The sequence below is a fragment of the Brasilonema bromeliae SPC951 genome (genome assembly GCF_012912135.1).
GTDB lineage: Bacteria > Cyanobacteriota > Cyanobacteriia > Cyanobacteriales > Nostocaceae > Brasilonema > Brasilonema bromeliae.
In genome coordinates this window covers 1,269-1,855 of record NZ_QMEB01000391.1, presented here as the reverse complement: position 1 = coordinate 1,855, position 587 = coordinate 1,269, and the positions used below count along the sequence as shown (strand labels likewise).

Here is a 587-nt window from a genome sequence, read left to right as displayed (position 1 = left end):
CTATTTGGTCACTTTAGATCATCCCGATCGCAAAGTTGAACGTATCAAGCAACTTGCAAAGTCCCAACGCATTCCAGTCGTTGTTTGCGATCGACGAAGATTAGACGCGTTAGTTGGTCCGAGCCAACTTCACCAGGGCGTCGCGGCGCAGATCAGTGCTGCTGAATTCTGGGAATTGAGCGACTTCTTGACTGAATTGAAAAAGGCATCACCTGATTCATTAGATGGAAGTGTTGTCGCAATTGTTGATGGTATAGAAGATCCACACAATCTTGGTGCCATCATAAGAGTGGCTGAATCAGCTGGTTTGAAAGGTTTGCTTCTACCGTCCAGGCGCGCTGCAGGTCTTACCGGTATCGTTGCAAAGACAAGCGCCGGCGCTCTCGCGTCACTACCTATAGTGCGCATTCACAATCTTGTGCAGGCACTTGAAGAGCTGAAAGAATCAGGATTCTGGATTGCAGGGTTAGATTCTAACCAGGGTGATCTTTATACAAAGACAGACCTGGTGCGACCGCTTGCACTAGTAGTTGGCAGCGAAGGTACGGGAATGAGCCGATTGGTCAAAGAGAATTGCGACATGCTCT

At 48.6% G+C, this 587-nt stretch carries 1 protein-coding gene; it reads left to right on the top strand.

From position 1 onward, the window contains the following. Positions 1 to 587: TrmH family RNA methyltransferase (locus DP116_RS30640; RefSeq protein WP_211173560.1), on the top strand; the 587-nt coding region annotated here is incomplete at both ends.